The organism is Microbacterium meiriae (assembly GCF_032364335.1).
In the GTDB taxonomy this organism is placed as follows: Bacteria; Actinomycetota; Actinomycetes; order Actinomycetales; family Microbacteriaceae; genus Microbacterium; species Microbacterium meiriae.
In genome coordinates, this window is the sequence record NZ_CP133984.1 from 105,992 (window position 1) to 125,122 (window position 19,131).

General features: G+C 72.5%; 18 protein-coding genes. 7 read left to right on the forward strand and 11 right to left on the reverse strand.

The annotated features are described in order from the left end of the window. Positions 1 to 9 precede the first annotated feature (9 nt). The 4 genes from RI211_RS00510 to RI211_RS00525 all read right to left on the reverse strand — a co-directional run bounded on the left by RI211_RS00510 (position 10) and on the right by RI211_RS00525 (position 4,122). Complete coding sequence (locus RI211_RS00510; RefSeq protein WP_315636826.1) at positions 10 to 1,716, reverse strand: long-chain-fatty-acid--CoA ligase; 1,707 nt, start codon at positions 1,714 to 1,716, stop codon at positions 10 to 12. A 67-nt stretch (positions 1,717 to 1,783) separates the two neighbouring features. Next, positions 1,784 to 2,326 carry a GNAT family N-acetyltransferase gene (locus RI211_RS00515; RefSeq protein ID WP_315636827.1) on the reverse strand — a complete coding sequence of 181 codons (543 nt, stop codon included), beginning with the start codon at positions 2,324 to 2,326 and terminating at the stop codon, positions 1,784 to 1,786. Next, a complete protein-coding gene (locus RI211_RS00520) occupies positions 2,326 to 2,919 on the reverse strand; it encodes a short chain dehydrogenase (protein WP_315636828.1) in 594 nt (197 codons plus the stop codon). Before RI211_RS00520 ends, RI211_RS00515 begins: the two co-directional genes overlap by 1 nt. Before the next feature lie 105 nt (positions 2,920 to 3,024). Then, on the reverse strand, positions 3,025 to 4,122 hold the full coding sequence (locus RI211_RS00525) for an ROK family transcriptional regulator (protein ID WP_315636829.1): 1,098 nt from the start codon (positions 4,120 to 4,122) through the stop codon (positions 3,025 to 3,027). A gap of 122 nt (positions 4,123 to 4,244) precedes the next feature. On the opposite strand from RI211_RS00525, the gene RI211_RS00530 reads away from it, so the two are divergent. Continuing rightward, positions 4,245 to 5,408, forward strand: a complete 1,164-nt coding sequence (locus tag RI211_RS00530; protein WP_315636830.1) for an ROK family protein — start codon at positions 4,245 to 4,247, stop codon at positions 5,406 to 5,408. Positions 5,409 to 5,558: 150 nt separating this feature from the next. Here RI211_RS00530 and RI211_RS00535 read toward each other — a convergent pair whose 3' ends face one another. From RI211_RS00535 to RI211_RS00545, 3 genes are read right to left on the reverse strand one after another with little or no spacing between them, the layout of a single operon-like run. Beyond that, the gene (locus RI211_RS00535) at positions 5,559 to 6,485 is read right to left on the reverse strand and encodes a carbohydrate ABC transporter permease (protein ID WP_025104200.1); all 927 of its coding nucleotides are present in this window, start codon (positions 6,483 to 6,485) and stop codon (positions 5,559 to 5,561) included. Between the two features lie 2 nt (positions 6,486 to 6,487). Further along, positions 6,488 to 7,459, reverse strand: a complete 972-nt coding sequence (locus RI211_RS00540) for a carbohydrate ABC transporter permease (protein ID WP_060923387.1) — start codon at positions 7,457 to 7,459, stop codon at positions 6,488 to 6,490. Positions 7,460 to 7,490: 31 nt separating this feature from the next. Next, positions 7,491 to 8,735: an extracellular solute-binding protein gene (locus RI211_RS00545; protein WP_315636831.1), complete on the reverse strand. Its 1,245-nt coding sequence runs from the start codon at positions 8,733 to 8,735 to the stop codon at positions 7,491 to 7,493. A 282-nt stretch (positions 8,736 to 9,017) separates the two neighbouring features. Here RI211_RS00545 and RI211_RS00550 point away from each other — a divergent pair, with 282 nt between their 5' ends. The 5 genes from RI211_RS00550 to RI211_RS00570 are packed head-to-tail and all read left to right on the forward strand — an operon-like array spanning position 9,018 to position 13,578. After that, positions 9,018 to 9,917: an SIS domain-containing protein gene (locus RI211_RS00550; RefSeq protein ID WP_259951719.1), complete on the forward strand. Its 900-nt coding sequence runs from the start codon at positions 9,018 to 9,020 to the stop codon at positions 9,915 to 9,917. 25 nt (positions 9,918 to 9,942) lie between these two features. After that, the gene (locus RI211_RS00555) at positions 9,943 to 10,935 is read left to right on the forward strand and encodes an ROK family protein (RefSeq protein WP_315636832.1); all 993 of its coding nucleotides are present in this window, start codon (positions 9,943 to 9,945) and stop codon (positions 10,933 to 10,935) included. Then, on the forward strand, positions 10,932 to 11,876 hold the full coding sequence (locus RI211_RS00560) for a 1-phosphofructokinase family hexose kinase (RefSeq protein ID WP_268777545.1): 945 nt from the start codon (positions 10,932 to 10,934) through the stop codon (positions 11,874 to 11,876). The genes RI211_RS00555 and RI211_RS00560 overlap by 4 nt, the downstream gene beginning before the upstream one ends. Beyond that, positions 11,873 to 12,805, forward strand: coding sequence for a class II fructose-bisphosphate aldolase (locus RI211_RS00565; protein ID WP_315636833.1), 933 nt, complete (start codon positions 11,873 to 11,875; stop codon positions 12,803 to 12,805). The genes RI211_RS00560 and RI211_RS00565 overlap by 4 nt, the downstream gene beginning before the upstream one ends. Further along, entirely contained in the window at positions 12,802 to 13,578 is a 777-nt protein-coding gene (locus tag RI211_RS00570; RefSeq protein WP_315636834.1) for a DeoR/GlpR family DNA-binding transcription regulator, read from the forward strand. Before RI211_RS00565 ends, RI211_RS00570 begins: the two co-directional genes overlap by 4 nt. A 256-nt stretch (positions 13,579 to 13,834) precedes the next feature. On the opposite strand, the gene RI211_RS00575 is transcribed toward RI211_RS00570, so the two are convergent. Then, positions 13,835 to 15,373: a CHAT domain-containing protein gene (locus tag RI211_RS00575; RefSeq protein ID WP_315714474.1), complete on the reverse strand. Its 1,539-nt coding sequence runs from the start codon at positions 15,371 to 15,373 to the stop codon at positions 13,835 to 13,837. A gap of 146 nt (positions 15,374 to 15,519) precedes the next feature. Between RI211_RS00575 and RI211_RS00580 the strand changes: the two genes are divergently transcribed. After that, positions 15,520 to 16,320, forward strand: coding sequence for a hypothetical protein (locus tag RI211_RS00580; RefSeq protein WP_315714476.1), 801 nt, complete (start codon positions 15,520 to 15,522; stop codon positions 16,318 to 16,320). A gap of 6 nt (positions 16,321 to 16,326) precedes the next feature. Here the strand turns inward: RI211_RS00580 and RI211_RS00585 are convergent, their stop codons facing one another. Genes RI211_RS00585 through RI211_RS00595 form a run of 3 tightly spaced genes read right to left on the reverse strand, consistent with a single transcriptional unit; the run spans position 16,327 to position 19,024 of the window. Further along, on the reverse strand, positions 16,327 to 17,898 hold the full coding sequence (locus tag RI211_RS00585; protein WP_315638306.1) for a S8 family peptidase: 1,572 nt from the start codon (positions 17,896 to 17,898) through the stop codon (positions 16,327 to 16,329). 50 nt (positions 17,899 to 17,948) lie between these two features. After that, positions 17,949 to 18,404 carry a hypothetical protein gene (locus tag RI211_RS00590; RefSeq protein WP_268777540.1) on the reverse strand — a complete coding sequence of 152 codons (456 nt, stop codon included), beginning with the start codon at positions 18,402 to 18,404 and terminating at the stop codon, positions 17,949 to 17,951. Next, the gene (locus tag RI211_RS00595; RefSeq protein WP_232089144.1) at positions 18,401 to 19,024 is read right to left on the reverse strand and encodes an RNA polymerase sigma factor; all 624 of its coding nucleotides are present in this window, start codon (positions 19,022 to 19,024) and stop codon (positions 18,401 to 18,403) included. The genes RI211_RS00590 and RI211_RS00595 overlap by 4 nt, the downstream gene beginning before the upstream one ends. Between the last annotated feature and the right edge of the window lie 107 nt (positions 19,025 to 19,131).

The following is a 19,131-nucleotide window of genomic DNA, read 5'->3' on the forward strand; positions in this document are numbered from 1 at the left end:
CTCCGCTGGTCAGGCCCCGCGCGCCGCGAGCAGCCGATCGCGCACCTCGCGCCGCAGCACCTTGCCGATGAGCGACCGTGGAAGGTCGTCGACGGCGGTGATGCGCCGCGGCACCTTGTAGGCGGTCAGCCGCGTACGGCAGAAGTCGCGGAGCCCCTCCATGTCCTCGGCGGCGCCCTCACGGAGCACCACGGCCGCCGCGACCTCTTCGCCGCCGCTCGACCGGGGCAGCCCGACGACGGCCGCCGCCACGACGTCCGGGTGGGCTTCGAGCGCGTTCTCCACCTCGCTGGGCGCGACGTTGAAGCCGCCGGTGATGATGAGCTCCTTCCGGCGGTCGACGATGGTGACGAATCCGTCCGGTGAGACCTCCGCGATGTCGCCGGTACGGAGCCAGCCGTCCGGCAACAGGGCCTCGGCCGTCTCCCCCGGCCGACCCCAGTAGCCCTGGAAAACCTGCGGTCCGCGCAGCAGCAATTCGCCGGGCTCGCCCGTGGGCACGTCGACGTCGGGGTCGTCCGGATCGACGACGCGGATCTCGGTGCTCGGGAACGGCACTCCCACCGTGCCGGGCCGCCGGGTCGGACCCATCGGGTTGCCGAGCGCGACGGGGGAGGCCTCGGTCATCCCATAGCCTTCGACGAGCAGCCCTCCGGTCGCCTCCTCCCAGCGCCGCACGGTCTCGACGGGGAGGCTCATGGCCCCGGAGATCGCGAACCGGACGCTCGACAGGTCGACGGTGCCGCGTCCCGCCGCCCGCGCCAGCTGATCGTAGATCGGCGGGACGGCGGGGAGGAAGGTCGGCGGGCTCGTGCGGGCGGCGTCGGTCACGAGGCCCAGGTCGAACGTCGGGAACAGCACGACCTTGGCCCCGATGCTCAGGGCGAACGTGAGGCACAGGGTCAGCCCGTAGGCGTGGAAGAGCGGAAGCACGGCGTAGAAGGTCTCCTCGCCGTCGCGGAGCCCGGGCACCCAGGCCCGCCCCTGCATCGCGTTGGCCCGCAGGTTCGCATGGGTGAGGATGGCCCCCTTGGGAATCCCTGTCGTGCCGCTCGTGTACTGCAGGACGGCGGTGTCGCCGAGCGACGGCGCGGGCGCCCGTCGGGGAAGCCGCCGGTGGGACACGAGCTTCTTCCACGGCGTCAGGTGCCGCGCGCGCGGCGTGCCGGTCAGCTTCGCCCGGGACGCCCGGGCCTTCGGGACCGGGAGTCGCAGCAGGAGGCGCTTCGTCAGGGGCATCGCCGCCGTGAGGTCGACGCTCACGATGTGGCCGACCCGGAGGTCGTCGGGGAAACCCGCGACGGTATCGGCGACCTTGTCCCACACGATCGCGACGCGGGCCCCGTGGTCCTCGAACTGGTGGCGCAGCTCCCGCGCGGTGTAGAGAGGGTTGTGCTCGACGACGATCGCGCCGAGACGCAGGACCGCGTAGAAGGCGACGACATGCTGCGGGCAGTTCGGCAGCACCAGCGCCACCCGGTCGCCCTTCGTGACCCCGAGGTGGCGGAGTCCCTCCGCGGCGCGGTCGATCTGCTCACCGAGGTCCCGGTAGCTCGTGACGGCGCCGAAGAACTCGAGGGCGGGCCGCCGCGCGTACTGCCGGATGCCGGCGGCCAGCATCTCCGGCAGCGTCTGCGTCGGCTCCTCGATGTCGGCCGGCACGCCCTCGGCATAGGAGCGGAGCCAGGGACGGGAGGACAGCGGCGCGTCGGTCATACCCTCATCCTCCGACACGGACCTGTGCTCCGCCTCCCCCCTTGCGCTCACCGCCGTTCGGCGGCAGTCACCCGTCCGCGAGCATGCCCATGACGATCGCGTCGACCCTTTCGCCGTCCCAGTGCAGCGCCTCCCGGCGCCGGCCTTCGACGACGAACCCGGCCTTCTCGTAGGCGCGCTGTGCCCGCGGGTTGAACGCGTACACCTCGAGCTCCACACGATGCAGCCCCACCGCGTCGAAGGCGTGACGGAGCACCGCGCGCGTGGCCTCCGTCCCGTATCCGGCGCCGAACCACCGCGGACCCGCGAGCGCGATGCGGAACCCTGCGGAGAGGTTCTCCTCGTCCAGGTCGCTGAGGACCACCTCGCCGATGTGCGCGCCGTCGTCGCGACGGATGATCGCCCAATCCGCCCGGTCCTCCCGGTCGGCGAGCGACCGGAGCCAGGTCTCCACGCCCTCGCGCGTGAAGCGCGCGTGGGTGCCGGTCAACCGCAGCACCTCGGGCTCCTGCAGCGCCGCCCAGGTGCCGTCGAGATGCTCGGGCCCGAGCGGCACGAGGTCCAGCCGCTCGGTGGACAGCGCGGGGACGGGAGTGAGAGAGAGCGCCATCAGACGGTGAGCACCCGCGCCGTGACGATGCCCTCGACCGCGCGCACGTACGCCTGGCCGACCTCGTCGTCGGTGACCGGGCGGTGGCCGGGGAAGGTCGAGAAGTACCCGGGGGAGTTCGCCAGCACGTCGGGGGAGACCGCGTTGATGCGGATCCCCCGCGGGGCCTCGGCTGCCGCCGTGATCACGAACGACTCCAGGGCGCCGTTGGCCATCGCCGCCGCCGCTCCCGACGCGATCGGCTCTCGCGCGAGCACGCCGCTGGTGAGGGTGATCGAGCCGCCGTCGGTCACGTGGTCGAGGGCGATCCGCACGACGTCGAGCTGCGCGAGGGTCTTCCCGGTGAAGGCGGACAGGTAGTCGTCGCGGTCGAGATCGGTGAGCGGCTTGAAGGGCACGGAGCCCACGGCGACCACGACGGCGTCGACCGGGCCGACCCGCTCGAAGAGGCTGCGGATGGAGGCGGGATCGGTCACGTCCACGCTCTGCTCGCCGGAGCGGGACGCCCGCACGACCTCGTGTCCGCGGACGTCGAGGGTGGCGGCGACGACCCCGCCGATGCTGCCGGTCGCGCCGATCACGAGTGCCTTCATGCGGATTCCTCTCCCAGGACGGATCGAGGCGACGGACCGGCCGCCCCGCGGGATCGAGTCTCCCATCCCTTCCGAGCGGGAGGGAGCGGATGACGGGCGCGTCCGTCAGCGCGGGCTGAACTCGGCGGCCACCACGCGGGTCGCCGCGCCCAGGAGGACGGCGTCGGTGATCGCACTCGGCACCACGGTGGGCCCGAGAGAGGGGTGCGAGGCGGCTCGGACCGCGGTGGCCGTCGCGTCGACCAGTGCGGCTCCGAAGATCTCGTCGGGACCGCTCAGCACGATCGTCGGCAGGTCGACGGCGGCGGCGATGACCGAGAGCGACGTGCCGAGCCGCGCACCCGCGGCGGCGAGCACCTGCGGGCGGTCCGCTCCCGAGGCGTCCAGGCGCCGGGCGATGGCGGGAGCCGCGGCCCACGCGTGGACGCAGCCCTCGCGGCCGCACAGGCAGGCCTCGCCGGGGTCGCCGCCGGCACCGACGTGCGCGAGCTCACGGGCCCCGATGGAGCGCTCGACCGGGGCGCCGTCGTCGCCGACGACGCGGATCGCGGTGCCGATGCGGGTGCCGAGGCGGACGAGGAGGAAGTCGGTGCCGACGGAGCCGAACCGCTGCTCGGCATCGGCCACGAGATCGGCGTCGTCGAAGAGGTGCACGGGGGCGTCGAGGATCTCCGCGAGTCGTGGCCCGAGACCGAGCAGCGCGGAGGAGCCGGTGGGCACACCGATGCCGATGCCGAGCGCGGGACCGTCGGCGAGGCTCCGCAGCTCCGCGACGACCCCGGCGACGGCTTCCGCGGCGTCCGGGGTGCGCGGCCGGTGGAGGCGGTGCGAGAGGCGGCCGTCGGGCGAGGCCAGCGCCCCGATGACCTCACCGGGCACGGAGAGGTCGAGCGCGATGACCTGCACGGCGCGCTGGTCGAACTCGAGCATCACGGCGGGCTTTCCCGGCCGGGACTCCTGACTGGGTCCGCTCTCCCGGATCACGCCGTCGACGAGCAGGTCGCGCACGACCTCCGACACGGTGGGGCGGGCGAGGCCGGTGAGCCGGGACAGATCGGCGCGGCTCAGGGCGGACTGCTCCATGAGGGTGCGCAGGACGAGGGCGCGGTTGCGTTCCCGGATGCCGCGGGCGTGGCCGTTGGACGACGCCTGCGCGGCTCGTGCCCGATCGGCGGGGCGCTCTAGGATCTGGGGGTAGCGCATGATGCTCCTCCCGATCGACGCTCGGGCTGACTAAGTTCAATGAATAAACTAACGGACCGAGCGTACGGAGCGGTACGCGCGCTGTCAATCGACGGACCTCGGCCCCGAGAAGGAACTCGCAGATGTTCACCCACGACGACGCGCTGGACACCCAGGCGGCGGTTCGGCGAGCGAACCTGCGGCGGGCGCTCCAACTCGTCTTCCAGGCTCCCGGCTCGCAGACACGCGCCGGCATCGCGCGGGCGACCGGTCTGACGGCGGCGACCGCGTCGTCCCTCGTCGCGGAGCTCATCGACAACCGGCTCATCGCGGAGGGCGAGCAGGCGGTGAGCACCGGGGGCAAGCGCGCCACGACGCTCAGCATCGATGCGGAGCACCATCTGATCCTCGTGCTTGTCGTGCAGCCGACCAGTGCCTACCTGGCCCTGGTCGCTCTCGACGGCTCCGAGGTCGCCCGCCGCAGCATCTCCTACACGACGCAGACCCGGGACCGCGTGCTGGACGAGACCGTCGCGGAGGTGGTGGCCACCTACGGGGCGCGGCTGCTCGCGGTCGGCGTGCAGATCCCGGGGACGACGGACGGCCGCACGGTGCTGGAGAGCGTGCAGCTGGAGTGGCACGAGGTCCCGCTCGCGGACCGCTTCGAGACCATTGCGGGCGTCCCGGTCCTCCTCGTCAACGACGTCGACGCCGAGGCCATCGCGGAGGCCGGTCTGGACGCCGCTCCTTCGGGCTACCGGCTGTTCATCCACAGCGGCGGGGGCATCGGCGCGGCGGTCACCCTCGACGGGGAGCTTGCGCCGGGGCCCCGTGATCGCGCCGGAGAGATCGGGCATGTGCAGGTGGTGTTCGGCGAGGCCGCGCGTCCGTGCCGCTGCGGACGCCGCGGCTGTCTGGAGTCGGCGGCCGCGATGGGACCGATGCTGGGGGAGGAGTTCTCGGACGCGCTGGACGTGCCGGCCGTCCGCGCCCTCGTCTCCCGTGCGGATCAGACGCTGATCGACGACGGCGCGCGCGCATTGGCCCGTGCCATCAAGCTCATCGGGGCCCTGCTCGATCCCATCGAGGTCGTCATCGGCGGTCCCGCGACGGAGCTCGGCCCCCGGTTCCTGGAACGTGTCCGCGCCGAGAGCGGCTATCCCGCCCGCGGCACCGCCGACGTGCCGATCCGCTACGCCGATCCCCGCGTCGCTCCTTCCGCCGGGGCCGCGCAGGCCGCCCTTACCGCGGTCCTCGGCGTGCGATGGAGCCCCGAGCAGCTCCGTGCCGGCGGCCCGCGCCCCTGAACCCGCCCCTCACCTCGGCCGGCGGATGTTCCGGCTGCACGACCCGGGTACGTTCGCACGACTGGATCCGTCTGGAACCCCTGCACGCGCGCCGCGGTCGTGCAGGTGTGCCGGACGGGAACCCGGGGGGTGGACCGGAAGCCGGGTGGGTTACTTCACGCTGCCGGCGGTGAGGCCGCCGACGAGACGCTTCTCGATGAGCATGAACAAGATGATGACGGGCAGGATCGCGACGATCGAGACGCCGAACACGTACTGCCAGCTCGTCTCGTACTGACCGACGAACTTCGTGAGCGCGACCGACAGTGGCTGGTTCTTGTCGGTGGACAGGATCACCAGCGAGGCGGCGAACTCGTTCCAACAGGCCACGAACGTGAATACGATCGCGGTGACGATGCCCGGCCAGACGAGCGGGAGGTTGATCCGGAACAGGACCGTGAGGCGCCCGGCGCCGTCGATCTGCGCGGCCTCGTCGACCTCCTTGGGGATGCCGGCGAAGAACGAGTGCATGATCCACACGGCGAACGAGAGGTTGAAGGCCGCGTTGATGAAGATCATGGCGGTCCAGGTGTCGCCGAGGCCGAGGACGGTGAACTGCCGGAACAGGCCCGAGGTGAGCACGGCCGGCTGCAGCATCTGCGTCACGATCACGAGGAACAGGAACACCATGCGGCCGGGGAAGCGGAACCGGGCCGTGTAGTACGCCGCCGGGAGCGACACGAGCAGCACCAGGAGCGTCGCGAACACGGAGATGACGATGGTCGAGACGAGGTTGTACGGCAGCGGCGTCTCGGGCGTCGACCACATCGTGAGGTAGTTCTCCCAGTGCCACTCCACCGGGAGGTAGGTCGGGTCGACCGAGCGGATCTGCGCCTTCGTCTTCACCGAACCGAAGAACATGATGAGGTACGGCAGCACGAAGATCGCGAGCACGAGGAATCCGGCGGCGGTGCGCAGGATCACCCGGGGCAGCGTCACCTGGTCGGCGGTGTAGCGGCGCCGGCGGCCGGGGATCGGCGGGGTGCGTCGTCCGCGGGAGTCGGCGGTGGTCACGAGGGCGGTCTCGGTCACGGTCATGATCAGACCTCCTTCATGGGCTTGACGATCTTGACGTAGGCCGCGACGATCGCGATCACGATGAGGAAGGCCACGACCGACAGCGCGCTCGCGACGTCGACCTTCTTCTGCAGCTCGATGTACTTGAAGATCAGGGTCATGATCGTGTCGGCGCCGTAGCCCGGGATGGACCCGGTCATCACCTTGAGGATCGGCAGCGAGTTGAAGACGTTGATGATGTTGATGAGGATCGCCACGGCGAGGGCGCTGCGCAGCTGCGGCAGGACGATCGACCAGTAGGTGCGGGCGGCGCCGGCGCCGTCCATCTTCGCGGCCTCGATCGCGTCGGCGGGGACCGCCTGGAGCCCCGCGAGGATCGTGTAGGTGGTGAAGGGCAGCGACACGAACACCGCGATGACGATCGACCAGGCGAACGCCGTCGTCGGGTTCTTCGTCCAGCCGTAGCCCACCGCGTCGTCGGAGAGCCCGATGTCGTAGAGGAACTTGTTGAAGACCCCGAAGTACGGCTCGAGGCTGTAGTAGAAGACCATCGTGGTCATCACCACGGACGCGGCCCACGGCACGATGACCGCCATCCGCACGAGCTGGCGCCCCGGGAACGCCTTGTTGAGGATCTGCGCGAGGCCGAGCGAGATCACGACCGTGAACAGCACCACCGACACGACCCAGACGATCGTGCGGACGAAGATCGGCCAGAACTCCGGGAACGTGAAGACGGTCACGAAGTTGTCGAAGCCGACCGAGCCCTTGTCCAGGCCCGAGAGCGAGATGTCCCGCGTGGAGTTGAAGAACATGACGCCGGCGGGGAACAGCACCACGCCGATGATGAGCACCAGCGCGGGGGCGATCCACGGCAGCGCCTGGAGGAGGTCCCGCCCGCCGGGGCGACCGCGCACGGCCGTCCCGGCGTCCGGGGTGCGGGGGCGGCCGGTGGCCGCCCCCGCGAGGTTCGAGGATTCTGTCGTCTGGCTCATGGGGGATTCCCGAACCTCTCCGTTCCGCGGGTCAGCCGGCGTCCACCTGGTCCTGGATCTGCTTCAGCACATCGGCCGCCGGCTGGTCCTGGATCTGTCCGAACAGCGACTTGAAGGCGCCGTCCGCGGCCGACCACTTCGGGTTGGTCGACGGGTAGAACTGCGCGTCGGGCAGCACGTCGAGGAACGGCTTGAGGGCCTCCTCGCCGGACAGCTCCTCGGCGCCGGACTTCGTGACGGGGAGGAAGCCCTCCGCCTGTACCCACGGCACGTAGACCTCGGGCGAGTAGAAGTAGTCGAGGAACTTCGTGATCGCCTCCTGCTTGTCGCCGTCGTTCTCGAACGCCATCAGCTGGTCCATGACGCCGAGGGTGAACGGCGAGCCGTCCTTCGTCGGGATCGGGACGATGGAGTAGTCGAGCTCCGGGTTGTTCTCGGCGATCTGACCGACCGTCGGCGGCAGGCCGACCTGCATGCCGATCTTGCCCTGGATGAAGATGTCCATCAGCGGGGAGCGCTGCGTGGAGCCGGGGTCGGCCTGGGTCGCTCCGGCGTCGATCATCTTCTTGATCTGCTCGGCGCCGACCAGGTTCTCCGGGGTGTCGATGGTGATCTCCGACGCGTCGCCGAAGGATCCGCCGCCGCCCCAGAGCCACACGGCGGCCTCGGCCTGTGCCTCCTCCGAGCCGAGCGGCATGCCGTAGCCCGCGACACCGCCGCCGAGCCCGGACACCTTGGTCGCCGCGTCGAGCAGGGTGTCCCAGTCGGTCGGCGCCTCGACGCCCGCCTGGGAGAGGAGGTCGTTGTTGACGAACAGGGCGCGCGCGGAGGCGATCATCGGCAGCGCGTAGGCGGTGCCGTCGACCTCGGCGTTGGCGAGGAAGGAGTCCTGGAAGTCGGAGTAGACGTCGTCGGACACGACCTCCTCGACGGGGTAGAGCAGCTCGTCCTCGACGAAACCCGCGAAGGGACCGCCGTTGTAGATGTCGGGCGCCTCGCCGGCCTGGACCTTCGTGGAGATGACCTTCTCGAGGTTGTCCCACGACTGCACCTCGAGGTTGACCTTGATGTCGGGGTTCTTCTCGGTGAACCCGTCGATGACGTCTTCCCAGAGACCCTTCGTGGCGTCGGAGTAGCTGGGGACGAGCAGGTCGAGCGTACTGGTGTCGTCGCCGCCGCCGCTGTCTCCTCCCGATCCACCGAAACCGCAGGATGCGAGCGACAGCGTGGCGACGGCCGCGACCGCTGCGGCCCCGTATCGCCGTGACTTGTTCATGGGCATTGCATTCCTCACTGTGGGTGCTGCTCCAGCGGGCGGGATCCGCTCTCCGGAGAGGGGGGTGGTGCACAGTCGCAGAACACTCCACGCGACGGTGCGTGATGATCGCGCCGCCTGCGCGGTCGTGATCGTCCGAGCGGGGGCTCGGGGGAACTCGTCCTGATTATTTGTCAGGCAAACAAACAAATCAAGATGTTGCTCTCCTGGGACGAAATACTATGATCGGATAACGCCCGAAACAATCACAAGTACGCAACATCTCGTCCGAAAGGCCTCTTCATGACCGCTTCGCTGCCCGGCGCACACATGCGCGCAGAGCTCCGCTCCCAGCCGGAGATGTGGGCCACCGCCGCCGAACTCACCGCCGAGCAGGCTCTGCTGCCGGCCCGGGGTGCACGGGTCGCGGTCGTCGGCTGCGGCACCTCGTGGTTCATGGCGCAGTCCTACGCCGCGCTGCGCGAGTCGTCCGGCCACGGCGAGACCGACGCGTTCGCGGCCTCCGAGGCCTTCGTCGACCGCGGCTACGACGCCGTCGTCGCCCTCACCCGCTCCGGCACCACCACCGAGGTGCTGGAGCTCGTCGACCGCATCAAGGGGCGCACCCGCACGATCGGCGTGATCGGCGACCCCGACTCCCCGCTCGTCTCCCTCGTCGACGATGCCGTGCTGCTGCCGTTCGCCGACGAACAGTCGGTGGTGCAAACGCGCTTCGCCACGACCGCGCTCGCCCTCTTCCGGGCGTCGCTGGGTGAGGACCTCTCCGGAGCCATCGCCGACGCGTCGGCCGTGCTCGCCGAAGACGGGGACGACATCGAGCTGCGCGATGCCGAGCAGTACACGTTCCTCGGTCGGGGCTGGACGATCGGCCTGGCCCACGAGGCCGCCCTGAAGCTGCGCGAGTCGTCGCAGTCGTGGACCGAGGCGTATCCGTCGATGGACTACCGTCACGGTCCGATCGCCATCGCCGCCCCGGGCCGGGTGACGTGGCAGTTCGGAGAGGCACCGGAAGGACTGGCCGCGGAGGTGCGCGCCACGGGCGCCCGTTTCGAGCACCGCGCGATCGACCCGCTCGCCGACCTCGTGCGCCTGCACCGGACAGCCCTCGACCGTGCCGTGGCCCGCGGGCTCGACCCCGACCAGCCGCGCAACCTCACGCGATCCGTCATCCTGGATGCATGACGCCAGCGATCCCCGGAGCCGAGCGATGACCCCGAACGACGCCGCGGACGCGATCCCCGACGTCGCGAGGGACGAGGCCGGCGAGAAGCTCGCCGCGGTGCGCACGCTCGGCGCCGGGTCGCCCGTCCTGGCCTTCGACGTCGGAGGGACGGACATCAAGTCGGCGCTGTTCGATGCGGACGGGCGGGCGCTCGGTCTCCGCCGCACGCCCACCCCCACGGCCGACGGCGACCGCACCCCCGCGCTGCTCGACCGGCTGCAGGTGCTCGCCGCGCAGCTCCGCGACGAGCATCCCGACGTGACGCCGCGCGCCGCCGGGCTCGTGGTGCCGGGGATCGTCGACGCGGCCGCCGGGATCGGCGTGTTCGCGAGCAACATGGGGTGGCGGGACGCACCGCTGCGCGCGCTCGCCGCCGAGCGTCTCGGCCTCCCCGTCGCGTTCGACCACGACGTGCGCGCCGCGAGTTGGGCCGAGCACGAGCTGGGCGGCGCGCGGGCCTACGACGACGCGGTGATCCTCGTGATCGGCACCGGCATCGCCGGGGCCCTGCTCGTCGGCGGCCACCCCTACACGGCCGGAGGCTACGCCGGCGAGATCGGGCACTCCCCGATCGCCGACGGACCGGTGTGCCCGTGCGGTGCCCGTGGCTGTCTGGAGGCCGTGGCCTCGGCGGGCGCCATCGCGCGCCGCTACCGGGAGGCCACGGGGACGACCCCGGACGGTGCCAAGGACGTCATCGCCCGCGCGGCCGCCGGGGATCGGGTCGCCGCCGACATCTGGGACTCGGCGCTGGACGCGCTCACCCTGTCGCTCGCGCAGCTGACCGCCGTGGTCGCCCCCGAGGCCGTGGTGATCGGCGGCGGACTGTCGCGGGCGGGCGGTGCGCTCTTCGACGAGCTGCGGTCCCGTCTCGCCGCCCGCCTCAGCTTTCACCGCCTCCCCGCGCTCGTCCCCGCCGAGCTGTCCGGCAACGCGGGCCTGATCGGCGCCGCCCTCCGCGCCAGGGAGCTCGCATGATCCTCACCGTCACCCCGAACCCGGCTCTGGACCTCACCTGGCGGGTCGATCGCCTCGTCGCAGGCGGGACACACCGCACGGACACCGGGGCGTCCCGCGCCGGCGGCAAGGGCCTCAACGTCGCTCGGGTCGCGCACGCCGAGGGGGCGTCCGTCCTCGCGCTGACCACGGCCGGCGGTCCGGTCGGCGCGGAGTTCGCCGCGGAGCTCACGGCCAGCGGCGTGCCCCATGTGCTCGTGCCCGTCGCGGCCGACACCCGTCGCAGCATCGCCCTCGTCGACGAGGCCGCGGGCGACACCACGATCGTCAATGAACGAGGGGTGAACCCCACCGATGCCGAGTGGGGCGGGCTTCTCGCGGAGATCGTCGACCGGCTTCCCGGCGCCGGGGTCCTCGTGGTCTCCGGGAGCCTCCCCCCGGGAGCGCCGGAATCGCTCGTGCCGATGCTCGTCGCGGTGGGCGCCGACGCCCGGGTCCCGGTGATCGTGGACACCTCGGGCCCGGCCCTCCTGCGCGCCGCCGACGCCGGAGCCACCGTGCTCAAGCCCAATGCCGCGGAGCTCGCCGAGGCCACCGGCATCGACGACCCCGTCGAGGGGGCCCGGTCGCTGCTGGCCCGGGGCGCCGAGCTCGTGCTCCTGTCGCTCGGGGCCGACGGCATGCTCGCGGTGACCGCGACCGATCTCCTGCACGCCCGACTCGACGAGCCGCTCTCCGGCAACCCGACCGGTGCGGGAGACGCCGCGGTCGCGGCCTGCGCCGTGCTCTCCGCGGAGGGCGAGCGTGATCCCGAGGTCATCCTCCGTCGCGCGACCGCGTGGTCGGCGGCCGCCGTGCTCATGCCGCTCGCCGGCGACATCTCTCCCCGCTGGCGCGCGCTCGAGGAGCAGCTCCGCGTGTCCCGCCCCGACCCCGCCTCTTTCCGGAAGGACCCTTCGTGACCCTCGTCTCCGCCCGGGAGCTCGTCTCCGCGGCTGCCACCGCCGGCACCGGCATCGGTGCCTTCAACGTCATCCACCTGGAGACCGCGGAGGGCCTCGTGCGGGCCTCCGCACTCGCACAGCTCCCCGTGATCCTGCAGATCTCGCAGAACTGCGCCGACTATCACGGCGGTCTGGAGCCGATCGCGCTCGCGACGATAGCCGCTGCACGACGCGCGGAGACCCCGGTGGCGGTGCACCTCGACCACGCGGAGCGACCGGAGCTCGTCGACGAGGCGGTGGCCCTCGGCTTCGGCTCGGTCATGTTCGACGGCGGCGCGCTGCCCTACGACGAGAACGTGGCGGTGACCGCCGAGGTCGCCGCCCGGGCGCGCGCTGCAGGGGTCTACGTGGAGGGCGAGCTCGGCGAGGTGGGCGGGAAGGACGGCGCCCATGCCCCCGGCGTGCGCACCGATCCGGTCGAGGCGCGGGCGTTCGTCGCCGCGACCGGGGTGGACGCGCTCGCCGTGGCCGTGGGGTCGTCGCACGCCATGACCGACCGCACCGCCTCCCTCGACCTCGACCTCATCGCCCGCCTGCGGGCGTCCCTCCGCGGTGCCGCCTCCGACGGGACCGACGTGCCACTCGTGCTGCACGGCTCCTCCGGGGTTGCCGACGCCGTGATCGCCGACGCCGTGCGCGCCGGGATGACGAAGGTCAACGTCTCCACCCACCTCAACGGCTTCTTCACGCGCGCGGTCCGCGAGGTGCTCGCCGCCGACGAGCGTCTCGTCGACTCCCGCAAGTACCTCGCTCCCGCCCGCGCCGCCCTCGCGGACGAGGCCGCCCGGATGCTGCGACTGTTCGCCCTGCTGCCGTCGCAGAATCCCGCTCCGGTCGCAGAGGTTCCCGGCAGGGCTGCGACCTCGACGGGAAACGACGACCGGTGAAGCGCGCGGCCCGACTGCACGCGATCCTCGACCTCCTCGCGGCGGACGGGGAGGTGACGGTGGAGGAGCTGGTGGAGCGGTTCGGAGCCTCTCCGGCCACCACCCGCCGCGACCTCGACTCCCTCGCCGAGCAGCGGCTGCTCACCCGCACGCACGGCGGCGCCGTGGCGCAGACCGTCGCCTACGAGCTGCCCCTCCGCTACAAGAGCCATCTCCGCACCCACGAGAAGGAGAGCATCGCACAGACCGCGGCGGCGCTCGTCACCCCCGGTATGGTGGTCGGCCTCTCCGGCGGCACGACGACCACGGCCATCGCGGCCGCGCTCGCCGCCCGCGAGGACCTGGCAGCGGAGGGCGGGATCACGGTGGTCACGAACGCCGTGAACATCGCCGCTCAGCTCGCCACCCGGCCGGAGATCAAGGTGGTCGTCACGGGCGGTGTCATCCACTCGCGCACGTACGAGCTCGTGGGCCCGTTCGTCGAGCAGCTGCTCCGCGGGGTGCGGCTGGACCTCGCCTTCATCGGTGTGAACGGGATGGACGCGACAGCCGGGGCGACCACGCAGGACGAGCGCGAGGCGGCGGTGAACCGGATGATGGCGGAGCGTGCGCGGCGCGCCGTCGTCGTGACCGACGGCAGCAAGCTCGGGGTCGAGGCGTTCTCCACGGTCGGCGGGTCGGAGCTCTTCGCCACCGTGATCACGGATCGAGGAGCCGACGGCGCCGCGGTCGATGCGCTGCGCGCCGCGGGGTACAGCGTCCTCCTCGCCTGAGGCGCTCCGGCCGCCCGCGGACACCCCGAGGGCCTCGGCGTCCCCAGATCGCCGAGGCCCTGCGAGAGCGTCGCGGCTGCATACCGTGACGCTCCCGAGCAGATGGTGTCCGTCTCGTCTTCCCGCTCCCCAGCGGCGTTTCCCCAGAACCGACGGCGCCTCCCTCGGGCCTCTCCCTTCGAGGCCTGTCGCTCGACACCTTCCGAAGAACAGGAGAGGGTGGGTGCGATTCTGATACCTCGGTCCGGCAAAAAAGTCAGAATCCGTTGCCGTGACACTGGAATGGAGCGGAAACCCCCGTCGTCAGCGCGGCGCTCGCCAGGGCGTCGGCGGGAGAAGCGCCGGTCGAGAGGCCGTCGTGGACCGCGGTGAGGAGCTCGCAGGCGTCGTCGTCCGGCACCGTGACCGGGGCCGCGATCACCGAGTCCGCGCCCGCGTGCAACCAGACCCGCGTCATGCCCAGGGCCTCCTCCCCCCAGCGCACGGAGGAGCGCCCCAGCTCGCACGCCGAGAGGATCACGGTCCGTGGCACCCGGGGGATGAGGTCGACGTCGTAGCCGAAGAGCACCCCGTCGGCGAGCTCGAAGCCGGAGAACAGAGGATTGTCGACCGCATGGCGTCCGTGCGCGGCGATGTGGAGCACATCGACGGAACCGGCCAGTGCCGTGGCGGCGGTCACGGTCGCCTCGGTGCCCTGCAGCAGGCGGGTCGCCCCCCGCGTCGTCCATGAATCCGCCGCGCGCCGGACCTCTTCCGCCGCCCGCGGTACCCGTGGTCCCGCCGCGAAGCCCACGCTCGGGGTCGAGGCGGCGGCCGTCGTGCCGTGAAACCAGCGCGAGACCGAGGTCGCGAGGGTGAACGGCACGCCGTGCATGCCGGGGAGCATGGCCCACGGCACCCCGCCGAGGATCCCGGGAACGGTGACGACGAACCGCTCGGCGCCCGCGGCCGCCCGGCGCATCGGCCCGAGCAGCTCGTCGTCCAGGACTGCGAGGCGTGCCGTCAGAGCGCGCGCGGTCACCGGCCCCATCGCGCCGCCCCGCGTGAGCGCGGCCATGTCGAGGTCGGCGCGCAGGCCGTCGAGAGCGGTCCGTACCCGCGACCACGACAGGTCGACGACGGTCGCGCCGTCCGGCCGCACCACCACCCCGTGCAGGCCGGTGCCGGTGTAGACGTAGGCCAGCACCGCCGTATCGGACGGCAGGAGCGCGGAGGTCTCGGCGAGCGTCCGGCGCTCCCTCGTCGCTCCGGAGCCGGTGGCGGACCACTGCCGCTCCCGCACCCGGTCGCGGAGCGCGCGGACGGTGGGGTCGGTCGTCCAGTCCGCCCCCGCGAGGTCGGCGCGCAGCATCCGCAGTTCTGCGAGGTCGGCGGCGAGGGCGTCGTCGTGCGGGGGGCGCACGGGGGCGACCTGTTGGCTGAGGTGCCGGGCGCGCTCGGACCACTCGAAGAGCGTCGCAGGGTCGCGGCGGCGGACGGCGGCGGCGAGCCCGGTGAACACGAGGTCGCTGGCGTGCATGGCGACGGAGGCCTGCAGGTCGAGGGCGCCGAACGACCGCTGCCACGCCGACAGCAGGTCGAGCCCGGCGGCCGCGGCGCGCAGCGCCTCCCCGTCACGGCCGCGTCCGGCGGCGCGGGCCGCGCGGACCTCCTGCGCACGGAGCCGCAGCGGCGTCGGGGCCGAGGCGGGGACGCGGGGAGGCGGCCGGTGCCGTCGCGGCGGGCGCTCAGCCGCAGGGCCGTGGCCTCGGTGCGGAAGCCGCTCCGGTCGAGCTCCTGCGCCACGCGTTCCCACGCGTCCGCATCGAGGGGGCGGTCGGGCCGGATCCGCTGCCGCGCCTCCAGCTGCACCGCGGCGGCTCTGGCCGCCCAGCCGCTGCTGCCGAGGGCGGTGAAGCGTCGGGCGGCGGTGCGGGCGGCGCGCTCGGCCGCCCGAGGGTCGTGCCGGACGAGCGAGCGGGCGAGGTGGAATTCGGCCTCACCACGGGCCTGCCGCATCCGCTGCGCACCGAACTGCACGGCCACGCGGCCGAGCAGCGCCTCCGCCTCGGTCGTCAGGCCCGCGTCGCGGAGCACCTCGGCGCGGTCGAGGTCGCTGATGGCGGTGGCCAGGGCGCTGGTGGCCGCGAACGTCGGCCGGGACGCGGCCATCAGGCGCAGCGCCGACACGAGGTCCCCGCCGAGCAGCGCGGCATAGCCGAGGTTGTGCGTGGCCTCGGCGAGGGAGTCCCGTTCGTCGTGCGCCTCGTAGATCCCGATCGCACGTCGGAGGTCGGCCATGCAGGTGTCCAGCTGATGGCGCTGCATCCGCACCACCGACCGGTTCATCAGACAGTTCGCGAGGGCCGGCGTCTCGGCACCGGCAGCGGTGAGGGCGTCGATCGCGGCGGTCAGGCTCGCCTCGGCCTCCTCCATCCGTCCGCCGTGCATGCGGAGGGCGCCGAGCTGCCCGCCGAGGAGGGCGACCGTCTCGGCCTGCAGTCCGTCCCTGGCCAGGGCCTCCCGGCACAGCGCCTCCGCCGCCGCGGGCTCACCGGTCTGCGCGAGCACATACGCCGTCGTGCCGTCGATCCGCGCGCGGAGGTCGACGTCGTCCGTGCGGGCGGCGGCTTTCTCCAGCTCCCGCCGGGCGCGGGTGAACTGCCGGGCGTTGGCCGCCTCGACGCCGCGTCGGTGCAGCGCGCTCGCGGACAGGGGCATCCGTCCAGGATGCCGTGCCGGGGTGGTCGTGCGGAAGGGTGAGAGGCGTCAGGACCTCTCGTGCGGCGTCGGCAGCGACGTCAGGACGGCGGCGACGGCCTTCGCGGCGACGGCGGGCTTCACACCCTGGGTCGGGACGGCGCCGAGCTGGGCGGCGACCCGTCCGGCGATGCACGGAGCCGCGAAGGAGGTGCCGCTCCACACCGCGAAGCCGCCTCGGTAGTCGTCCGGGTCGAGCGTCTCGCGCGGCAGCCCGTCGACGTCTGCGCGGGTCGCGGCCTGCGCGCCGCCGACGAAGGCCGGCGAGGTGCTGACCACCGCGGCGCCCGGGGCGTACACCTGCACCCACGGGCCGACGTTCGAGAACAGGGCCACGGAGTGCGCCGACGGGTTCAGGGCGCCGACGGAGACGTGCGGAGCCCCGTCGTCGGACCGCAGCCCGTTGTCGGCGCCGGGCCACGGCCACAGCGACGCGGGGAAGGAGGGGCGGTCGATCGCGTCGTTGCCGGCCGAGCAGACGACCACGCAGCCGAGTTCCCTGGCCTTCGCGAGCAGCTCGTACAGCGTCGTGCTGAAGAGCCCGTCGGTCGGGGTCTCGTGGTAGTAGCTGAGGGAGAGGTTCAGCACGTCGATCGGGAAGCCCGTCGTCGGATCCTCCCGATGCCGCCGGAGCAGCTCCACAACCTGCGCCACGGTCTCGAGGAGCGTGCTCTCGTCCACCACCCCGAGCGCGCCGGCGACACGGATCGACAGGATGTCGGTGTCCGGAGCGGCCTGACGCACGAGGCCCGCGATGAAGGTGCCGTGCCCGGCCACCGCGTCGATCTCGCCGTCGAGCTGCCCGTAGAGGTCGGGGTAGCGCTCGGGGTCGGCGTCGTCCGTGAAGCCCACGGGGACGCCGTCGAGCTCCACGTGCCGGGTGACGATGTCGGACGGCAGCCAGGCGTGCTCCCCGCACCCGGTGTCGAGGATCGCCACGACCGGCCGTCGTCCGCGCTTCGGAGCGGCGGCGCGGGCCGGGGCGGGACCGAGCCAGGTGACCGGCTGCCGCGCCCCGCGTCCGGGCTCCAGGTAGTCGTCGCTGCCGCCTCCCCCGGGTGCCGCACCGCGGACGGGGTTCGTCCGGGTGAACGGGTTCGTCCGCGTGAACGGGTTCGTGCGGGTGAACGGGTTGAGCCCGACCGGGTCGATCGACAGCACGTGCTCGAGGCTGGTCCGCGGCATCGTCGAGCGCGACAGACGGCGCGCGCGTTGCAGCACCCGCCAGGCATCGGGCGCCACGGGGGACTCGCCCCTGGTCGGCTCATCCGGCGTGGTCAGGCGCGCCCGCACGAACCCCGCGACACCCGGCACGAGCTCGCCGTTCCCGATCTCGCGCTCCGGCGACTCCAGCTCCAGCCGCCAGCCGAAGGAGTCGGCGGCATCCCTCAGGGCGCGCAGCTCGCGGTCGTACGCCTCCTGCTCGTCGAGGGCGCGCGTGATCAGCAGGCGCTCCGGCAGGTACGCGGTGGGGAACGCTCGGATCCCGTCCACCGGTTCGGTGCTGGGGTCGAGGGCGGTCCCGCGGCGGATCGATCCCTCCGCGCGGTCCTGCCAGGTCCATCCCTGGGGCTGCTCCATCGGTCATCCTCTCCGTGGGCATCGACGGCGACGGCGCCGGCGATGCGGGGTCACAACTCGAACTGCGGGGTCTCCAGGGTGCGGGTCTCGTCGCCGACCGTCGCGGTCAGGCGCACGCGGCTGAGCCCCGACGGCACCTCGTCGAACATGAATCGGCCGGTCTCCGCCGGGGTCGTGCGGCGTTCGCGCTCGCCCTGCAGCAACACGATCTCCGCAGCGGCGGTGTCCACCCAGCCGTCGATCCGTCGTCGTCCGGACGCGGTCGTCGTGACGTGGAGGAGGATGCTCGTGCTGCCGTCGCTGAACTGGAGGGTGAGGGCGTCGGTCTCGCCGCGGACCGTGCCGAGCTGGCCTTCCACGAGGGTGAGCAGCGCGTACTCGCGGTTGAGGCCGTCCGCCGCGACCGCGGCGACCATCCGGTCGATCAGCCCGGCAGGGACCGGATCGACCTCTCCCCAGAGGCTGCGCAGGCGGGCGAAGAGCCGGGCGTCGTCCTCATCGCTCATGATCGTCCCTCCGTCCGACGGGCAGGGGCGTCGAGGAGGTCGCGGAGCTTCGCGAGGCAGCGGCTGCGGGTCGGCCCGATGCTGCCGACCGGCATGGACAGGTCGCGGGCGAGGCGCGCGTAGTCAGGGCGGTCCTCGAAGGCGATCACCCGGAGGAGACGCTGGCAGCGCTCGGCGAGGCGGCGGACCGCGGCCCAGAGCCGTCGGTTCTCGTCGTCCAGCGTGGCGTGCTCCTCGGCGGACGCCTGCTCCGGAAGGAGGGCGTCCAGGTCGTCGGATTCCGCGGTGTCGACGCGACCGTTCGCCTTGCCGACCTTCCAGGCCTCGCGGCGGGCGGTGGTCGTGAGCCACGCGGAGACGGCCCGCGGGTCGGCGATGGCACCGTGGCCGCGCACGAGCTGGAGCCAGGTCGTCTGCACGACGTCTTCCGCGAGGGTGCGTTCGAGGCCGTAGGCGCGCACGACGTGCCACAGCACCGGCGTCATCAGCCGCACCAGGTCGTCCATCGAGCGGCCGTCGCCATCGCGCCACGCATCGAACAGGTCCGCGGCACGTTCCCAGCGTGCGCGCCCGTCGTCGGATGCCGGATCGAAGGCGGCGCCGGGGGCACCGTCGATCATGAAGCCCATTGTGATCACACCTACCAGGAGCACGGCAAGGGCTCGGTGATACATGTCGCGGTCCAAGAATTCCGACGCCCGAATCCGTGGGGCGACGACACCCTCGA

Coding starts and splice junctions, on each gene's coding strand:
- RI211_RS00510 (WP_315636826.1), bottom strand. CDS start 1,716: ATGACCGACGCGCCGCTGTCCTCCCGTCCCTGGCTCCGCTCCTATGCC.
- RI211_RS00515 (WP_315636827.1), bottom strand. CDS start 2,326: ATGGCGCTCTCTCTCACTCCCGTCCCCGCGCTGTCCACCGAGCGGCTG.
- RI211_RS00520 (WP_315636828.1), bottom strand. CDS start 2,919: ATGAAGGCACTCGTGATCGGCGCGACCGGCAGCATCGGCGGGGTCGTC.
- RI211_RS00525 (WP_315636829.1), bottom strand. CDS start 4,122: ATGCGCTACCCCCAGATCCTAGAGCGCCCCGCCGATCGGGCACGAGCC.
- RI211_RS00530 (WP_315636830.1), top strand. CDS start 4,245: ATGTTCACCCACGACGACGCGCTGGACACCCAGGCGGCGGTTCGGCGA.
- RI211_RS00535 (WP_025104200.1), bottom strand. CDS start 6,485: ATGACCGTGACCGAGACCGCCCTCGTGACCACCGCCGACTCCCGCGGA.
- RI211_RS00540 (WP_060923387.1), bottom strand. CDS start 7,459: ATGAGCCAGACGACAGAATCCTCGAACCTCGCGGGGGCGGCCACCGGC.
- RI211_RS00545 (WP_315636831.1), bottom strand. CDS start 8,735: ATGAACAAGTCACGGCGATACGGGGCCGCAGCGGTCGCGGCCGTCGCC.
- RI211_RS00550 (WP_259951719.1), top strand. CDS start 9,018: ATGACCGCTTCGCTGCCCGGCGCACACATGCGCGCAGAGCTCCGCTCC.
- RI211_RS00555 (WP_315636832.1), top strand. CDS start 9,943: ATGACCCCGAACGACGCCGCGGACGCGATCCCCGACGTCGCGAGGGAC.
- RI211_RS00560 (WP_268777545.1), top strand. CDS start 10,932: ATGATCCTCACCGTCACCCCGAACCCGGCTCTGGACCTCACCTGGCGG.
- RI211_RS00585 (WP_315638306.1), bottom strand. CDS start 17,898: ATGGAGCAGCCCCAGGGATGGACCTGGCAGGACCGCGCGGAGGGATCG.
- RI211_RS00590 (WP_268777540.1), bottom strand. CDS start 18,404: ATGAGCGATGAGGACGACGCCCGGCTCTTCGCCCGCCTGCGCAGCCTC.
- RI211_RS00595 (WP_232089144.1), bottom strand. CDS start 19,024: ATGATCGACGGTGCCCCCGGCGCCGCCTTCGATCCGGCATCCGACGAC.